5 protein-coding genes and 1 other RNA gene are annotated in these 7095 nt (G+C 31.2%); 1 reads left to right on the top strand and 5 read right to left on the bottom strand.

Annotated elements, in window-relative coordinates:
- Nucleotides 1-91: 91 nt before the first annotated feature.
- On the bottom strand, nucleotides 92-529 hold the full coding sequence (locus I6U51_RS08805; protein WP_211142308.1) for a MarR family winged helix-turn-helix transcriptional regulator: 438 nt from the start codon (nucleotides 527-529) through the stop codon (nucleotides 92-94).
- Nucleotides 530-742: 213 nt separating this feature from the next.
- On the opposite strand from I6U51_RS08805, the gene I6U51_RS08810 reads away from it, so the two are divergent.
- The gene (locus tag I6U51_RS08810) at nucleotides 743-1972 is read left to right on the top strand and encodes a S1C family serine protease (protein WP_246517196.1); all 1230 of its coding nucleotides are present in this window, start codon (nucleotides 743-745) and stop codon (nucleotides 1970-1972) included.
- A gap of 27 nt (nucleotides 1973-1999) precedes the next feature.
- On the opposite strand, the gene I6U51_RS08815 is transcribed toward I6U51_RS08810, so the two are convergent.
- The 4 genes from I6U51_RS08815 to rnpB form a co-directional block, all read right to left on the bottom strand.
- Entirely contained in the window at nucleotides 2000-4315 is a 2316-nt protein-coding gene (locus tag I6U51_RS08815; RefSeq protein WP_211142309.1) for an N-6 DNA methylase family protein, read from the bottom strand.
- Between the two features lie 225 nt (nucleotides 4316-4540).
- A complete protein-coding gene (gene lgt / locus I6U51_RS08820) occupies nucleotides 4541-5311 on the bottom strand; it encodes a prolipoprotein diacylglyceryl transferase (RefSeq protein ID WP_211142310.1) in 771 nt (256 codons plus the stop codon).
- A 116-nt stretch (nucleotides 5312-5427) separates the two neighbouring features.
- On the bottom strand, nucleotides 5428-6321 hold the full coding sequence (locus I6U51_RS08825) for a sulfite exporter TauE/SafE family protein (RefSeq protein ID WP_211142311.1): 894 nt from the start codon (nucleotides 6319-6321) through the stop codon (nucleotides 5428-5430).
- A 198-nt stretch (nucleotides 6322-6519) separates the two neighbouring features.
- Nucleotides 6520-6866: RNase P RNA component class A (rnpB, locus tag I6U51_RS08830), an RNA gene on the bottom strand.
- Nucleotides 6867-7095: the final 229 nt, after the last annotated feature.

The following is a 7095-nucleotide window of genomic DNA, read 5'->3' on the forward strand; positions in this document are numbered from 1 at the left end:
CTCTAAAACTATCTATTCACTATAGTATTTTAAATAATTAGCTTCCTAAACATTCTCTAGGATTCCAATTCAATACTAATTTAAACTTTATTTAGTCTAAATTAGTATACATCTTTTTTATCCAACAAAATAACAGTTGTTTCTCTTCAACTGTAAAGTCCTTACATAATATATCTTCCATTTCTTTTGCAACTTCTAGACTTTTAAACCTAAGTTCTCTTCCTTCATCTGTAACATAAAGCCTTTTAATTCTTGCGTCTTTTTCATCTTCTTTCCTAAGTACCCATCCCCTAGAAACTAAAGTATCTACTAATCCTGTAAGAGATGGAGGTTTTATTTGAAGTCTTTCTGCAATTTCCTTTTGAGTTAGACCATCCTCTCTCCAGAGTTGAGCCAGCACACTCACCTGTGATACTGTAAAACCATATTTCTCAAGTTTATGATTATGTAGATTTATCATATTTCTATATACTCTTTTCAGCCAATATCCTATTAATTTATCTACTTCACAGGTTGAATTTTCCTTCATTTATTTAGCCTCCTAATTAATTACTCAAACTATTCTACATGTATAAATTACATTTGTCAACAATAATTTAAAATTAACAGTTAGGTGACAAAATTGTTATATTCATTTAACATTTTTGTCACTTAACTGTCACAAATTAAAATTAATATAGAGTTACCATCATAAAACAAACTTATATGCTCATACTTTAAATGTCTAAAGGAGGAATATTTTATGGATAATTTAAATAACGAACTTATAAAAATAGAGGATATGAAAACTGAGGAATTCGCTCCAGAGTCTAAAAGCAGCGAATTTTATGATTATAAGACACCTAAAGGTTTTAAAACCAAATATAAACGCAAGGGAAAGATTTTTTCTTATATAATAGTAGGTTTAATTTGCAGTGTAGTAGGAGGGGCTGCCTCTACCGCCGCTTCATTATACCTTTTACCTAAATCAAACTTTTTTAAAAGTACCCCCTTATATCAAAGCGTAGCGCAAAATACTAATGCTCAAAATTTTAACGCTTCTCCTATGTCTACATTTAAAGGTTCTCTTTCAGTTGCAGATATTGCTAAGAAAGTTGGACCTGCAGTAGTTGGTGTATCAGTTAAAAGTTCTTCTCAAAGAAATATGTTTTCTGCTCCTAAAGAAGAGGAGGGCATGGGTTCTGGTATCATCATCAATGAAGATGGATATATTCTAACTAACTATCATGTTATAAACGGTGCCGATGTAGTAAGTGTAATTTTTAATAATAATCAAGAGGTACCTGCAAAAATAATAAACTACGATTCAAGCCTCGATTTAGCTGTAATACAGGTCACAAAGAAGGTTAAAATGCCTGCTGTAGCAGAGCTTGGTAGTTCTAAAGATATGCAAGTTGGAGATCCAGTAGTGGCTATAGGAAATCCATTAGGAAAAGAATTATTAGGTTCTGTAACAACAGGGGTAATAAGTTCATTAAATAGAGAAATTAGTGTTGGGGATACAAAGCAAACTCTTCTTCAAACAGATGCTGCAATAAACCCTGGAAATAGCGGTGGTGCTCTTGTTAACTCTTTAGGTCAGGTTATAGGAATTAATAGCGCTAAAATTGGCGGAGATGGTGTTGAAGGCATTGGATTTGCTATACCTATAGATATAGTTAAGCCAAAGATAGACAGCTTGCTAAAACCAATATTGAAGCTTGGTATTTCAGCTAGGGAGATAACTCCTGATATGGCTAATCAATATCAAATACCTCAAGGAGTTTATGTAGTTGGAGTCCAAGAATTTAGTGCCGCTGAAAAGTCCAGGCTACAAGTTGGAGATATCATTCTAAAATTTGATGGAAAATCTGTTAAATCTGTAGATGACATTAATAAAATCAAATCTGAGCATAAATCCGGTGATGAAATTAAACTAGATATCTATAGAAACGGAAAAAATTCAACTTTGAAGTTAAAATTAACAGAGTAAATTTTAACACCTTAGCAGCTTACTTCGCTAAGGTGTTTTCCTATTATCTTCAAACCAAATTTCGTGAATATTTTCTGTCCATGAAGATAGCCCGTATTCATGGACAGAATATTTTACTAGATCTTTTTTATTCATAGTAACTTTCCTGTTTCTCATATACTTATTCCATGTATCAGAATAAGTATTCAACATTTTCTTTATTATACACGAATTGCCTTTGTTATAATTAAAATCTTTAATTATTGTAATTATGTCATGAAAATTTTCCATTCTGTTTTCTAAACCCTTTTCTATTTCTTCAACAGATAGATATCTTTTATTTTCTTTTAAAAGTTCTATTGTTTCAGATTTAAAGACATTAAATACCTGATCTATTAATTCATTATAATATGTATAACCATTTTTATCTAATTCAAAGTCTTTATTAAATTGAAAAATACTACTAGAGTCTCTATTTTCTCCACTTAATTTATCCTGTATTAATATTACATCTTTTTTGGTAAACTTATAGGCCTCGTATAAAACTCTATTGCTTTCTATAATACTATCTTTAAGTTTTTGCTTAAAATAAAGTTGATATTCTTTGAATTGATCATAATGATAAATAATTTTATAGTAATCCTTATTTTCAGTTATAAAGTTAAACTTTAAGTTTTTAATTTCATTTTTTATACCTATTATTTTTTTAATAAGTTCCTCATATTTCTTATCATACATTAAATTCAAATTTATAGGTAATCTCTCTACATCATAGTGCTGTATATATGGATAAGCTTTGGGGTTAGTTATCAAAGCTTCTTTAAAATAAAAATTACATAATTCTGATTGAATTTGTCCAAGTAAATTAAAAACATTATAGCTTTCATAAGGTATAATCAAATATGCTGATTGCTCAGCAAAAATTCCACATTCATCAATAGCTGCAACTATATTATCTCCGGTTTTTCTTAATAAAATTTTAGGACAATATTTATGCTTTTCTATGCTTTTAGTTCCACCAAATATTTTCACATCATTTACATTAAAAAACCTGTTTTCATTGACTATGATGTATTTATCTAAATCTCTTCCTACTGCAACTCTATCTCTTTTATTATCATAAGAATGATTTTCAAAATGATAATTTTTATCTTTAATCATCATCCCTACATGTACACCACTAAAATCTCTTAATGTTTTTGAATTATCTTTTACCTTTTTTATTAAACCTTGGCATTCATATTTTGTAAGTATATTTACTGTAAATTTATTATTTTTATTTATGTCTTTCTGATTAATACTGCTGCTGTAAAAGTTATTATCATCAATATAGTCTAATCTTATTGGTATACTATAACTCTTTTCACAGCTTCCTTTCTCTACAATATATACAACAGTACCAACAACGGCATCTTCAAATACTTTATTTGAGAAACCAGTTATATTTATTATTTTAGAATTTTTGAATAAACTCTTCCTTGATTCCTCATAGCTGTTTGTAAGAAAATATCTATCAGGTATTATAAAACTGTGCCTTCCTCCATGCTTTAATACATCTATTACTCTTTCCATAAGCAGATAAAATGTATTCTTCTTATAACCAACGGTTTTGTAATTGTTTACAATATAGTTCCAGTAATCTTTTTCTATTTGAGATTGCAACAATACTATATATGGTGGATTACCAATTATATAATCAAATTTATTGTTCCAGAATTTTCTCAAACCGCCAATTATTCTGTTAATTTCATTTGCAGCTAAATGTTCTTCCCCACTATCCTGAGACTTGTAGTTTTTATATATAATTGATTTTACTATGTCAGCTTCGTTATTTGAATTTATTTTTTCCCATCTTATTAAACTATCTCCTTGAACTATATTCATATCAACTTCTATTTTACTTCGACATCTGCTTAGAAGGTTTCTTTTAGCAAGTTTTACTGCTACCGAGTCTAAATCCATTCCATATAGACAATTTTTTATAATATGATAATCTATATTTTCTTCTCTCCAATATTCTCTTCCCTTAACCTCCTGTATATCGACACATGTGGACTCCTTATTTTCTATGTGATATATGTGATTTCCATAGTTCTTTTGTAAAACACCTAAATTAGAGATAAACTTCTCTCTCAGTATGTCATAAGATTTAGCTAAAAAATATCCAACTCCACAGGTTGGATCAAGAATTTTTATGAAAGGGTTACTTACTATATCTGCTTCTAAAACTGTATGCTTTAATATATAATCTACTATGTAGTCTGGAGTGTAGTAAATCCCTTTAGATTTTCGGGTATTTTTATCTGTTAACTTTTCATATATGGCCCCAATAGATTTTTTATCTTCATTAAAAATCTTAGTCATAAGCCTACTTCCTCCAAAATAGTATAATGCATTTAGGCATCTTCAAAAATAACTAGTCAGTATGCTAGTGTATTTTGCGTCATACTGCAACCGCAGAACCTATAGATAGGGTCTCAAGTCCTCTGCATAACCTATCTTTTTGTCTGACACAAAATACCTGTTGCATCTTTGACTTGTTATTTTCTTTCAGATAGTCTGCCTCCCAAAGAACACAGATAGAGTTTATTATTGCTTTCTATTATCACTTCTTCTGTAAGCAAATATATAAAATCCTATGCAGAGTATAATTCCTGATAAACTTACTAATTGAGCAACTCTTATAGGGCCAAACATTAAGCTGTCAGTCCTCATTCCTTCTATAAAAAATCTTCCTAAAGAATATAATCCTATATATGAGAAAATTACAGTGCCTGTTTTTAGTTTCTTCCTTAATAGATAAATTAGTATTAAGCAAACACAAAAATTCCAAATAGATTCATATAAAAAAGTAGGATGATAATATACACCATCTATGTACATTCCCTTTTGTATAAACTCTGGGAATTTTTTTATAAACTCATAAGTTACAGGACCACCATGTGCTTCTCCGTTAAAAAAGTTTCCCCATCTGCCTATTGCCTGACCTAGGATTATTGACGGAGCTGCTATATCTGCCATTTCAAAAAAATCTAAATTTTTACGCTTAGTGTATATATAAGCTGAACCTAGTGCAAATATTATTCCTCCGTGAATTGCAAGTCCTCCCTGTCTTATATTAAAAATATCTATTAAATTATCTCTGTACTCATTGAACTGAAATATTACATAATATGCTCTAGCACCTATAATAGCAAAAGGAAATGCTACTAAAAATGTATCTATGAGTTTCTCATAATCATACTCCCTCATCTTGCAGTTAAAGCTTGCAAGCAATAATGCTGCTGTAATTCCAAGGGCTATAATTATTCCATACCATCTAATTTCAAACCCATTTATTGAAAATGCTATTGGATTCATATAATTTACATCCTTTCTATTCTATTATTACAAAAATTATATCACTATATATAATACTACAAAGATTAAAAGACTTCCAGCTTATAGATTTAAGCTGAAAGTCTTTAAACTGTATATTAAACTATTTCTTCTATGCTTGATTTAAAATCTTTGTTTGCTTTCGCAGATTTAAACATTATAGCTGATGTGTATATTATTACACAAACAACTACCCATTTTAATATATTTAATGGCAGTGATTTTACTATATATGCAGCTATTAAAACGCCTATTGAACCTAATATAGCTATAGCCATAGATGCCTTAGTAGAATAAGCACCATTTTTAATAAATTTATAAGAAGCAAAAGGCATTAAAATTGCACAGGAACCCATCATTATCGGAAATGCAACCTTAGGTCCCATTCCTAGTGCAAACACAAGCGCCATACAAGGTGCATATAACCCTATCCCCACAGTCATCAATGCTCCAAAAACAAAATTACCTATGATTCCTATTATTAATTTTATTCCTGTAAGACCTACTGCATCTCCTCCAACTGGGAAAAGTTTCAACTGGCCTGCAACCATGAGCCCAGCTACCGCAATTAATGCTATTCCCATACAAATTTGAATAGTCCTTTCTTCAAACTTGGATACAACCTCCGCTCCAACAACCGCACCAATTACTGCAGCTACAAGCATGCAAATAAGTGTAATAGGCTCAACTTCAATAACTGTCATAAAAATAATAGCCTCAAGAATTGTCGGAATTGTATTCGCTACATTTAACGTTCCTGGCAATTTTACGTCATCAACAATTTTTAAGTTTTTAAAAAATGGAGTTTCGATGGCAAAGCTTCCTATACCTAAAGTATCAAAAAAGTTTGCTAACATACCGATAAGTCCTAACTTTATGAAACTTCCCTTTTCTAAAGTTCCCTCTCTTTTCTTCCTTAGATAGTCCTTAGTCAAAATAACCATGAGCCAGATACTACTTGCAATCATAAAACTTAAAATAAACTTTAGCATATGTTTCCTCCTATTTCGGATTTTTTGACATATAGTTTTAATATTTTGCATTTTTCTACTTTTTCATATTATTTTATAATATTTTTGACAATTTTTCAATATATCCTATATCCCTTTATTAAATTTTAAATATCTATACATTCTAATTAAAACCATAACAAAAAACTCAAGGTCAAAGACCTTGAGTTATCTGCGGTATATGCGACCAAACCTATAAGCCGAGTTCTGTATTAGACAATCATCTATCTAGGCCCATTGTTACCAATAGGCTCAAGCGATACTACCCGGAAGCGGAGCGGACCACCCCTTTAATGCTTCTCTATTCGATCTTGCTCCAGATGGGGTTTACATAGCCGCAAAGTCGCCAATGCGCTGGTGAGCTCTTACCTCGCCTTTCCACCCTTACCGAAACAAAGTTTCGGCGGTATATCTCTGTTGCACTTTCCTTCAAGTCACCCTGACTGGGTATTACCCAGCACCCTGTCCTATGGAGCTCGGACTTTCCTCTCCTGTGTTACCACAGCAGCGATTGTCTGGCTTACTCGCAGATATTATAATATCACATACTATCATAAAATGCAAATAGTATTTATCCGATGACTTATCCGCTCTAATACTCCCACCGCACTCTGTGAAAGCGATTCATACAAAATCAGAGATTTTGGTTCTCTGCTTGCACTCTGTGAAAGCGATTCGCACCAAATCAGAGATTTGGGCTCTCTGCTTTTCTTCAAGTGGGAGTAAAGAGCGGCTATGTCCCTGGATAACGACTTC

Source organism: Clostridium aciditolerans (assembly GCF_016316925.1).
Lineage (GTDB): Bacteria > Bacillota > Clostridia > Clostridiales > Clostridiaceae > Clostridium_AM > Clostridium_AM aciditolerans.

Bases quoted from the DNA above. Each gene is read 5' to 3' on its own strand.
- I6U51_RS08805 (WP_211142308.1), bottom strand. From the start codon at position 529: ATGAAGGAAAATTCAACCTGTGAAGTAGATAAATTAATAGGATATTGG.
- I6U51_RS08815 (WP_211142309.1), bottom strand. From the start codon at position 4,315: ATGACTAAGATTTTTAATGAAGATAAAAAATCTATTGGGGCCATATAT.
- lgt (WP_211142310.1), bottom strand. From the start codon at position 5,311: ATGAATCCAATAGCATTTTCAATAAATGGGTTTGAAATTAGATGGTAT.
- I6U51_RS08810 (WP_246517196.1), top strand. From the start codon at position 743: ATGGATAATTTAAATAACGAACTTATAAAAATAGAGGATATGAAAACT.
- I6U51_RS08825 (WP_211142311.1), bottom strand. From the start codon at position 6,321: ATGCTAAAGTTTATTTTAAGTTTTATGATTGCAAGTAGTATCTGGCTC.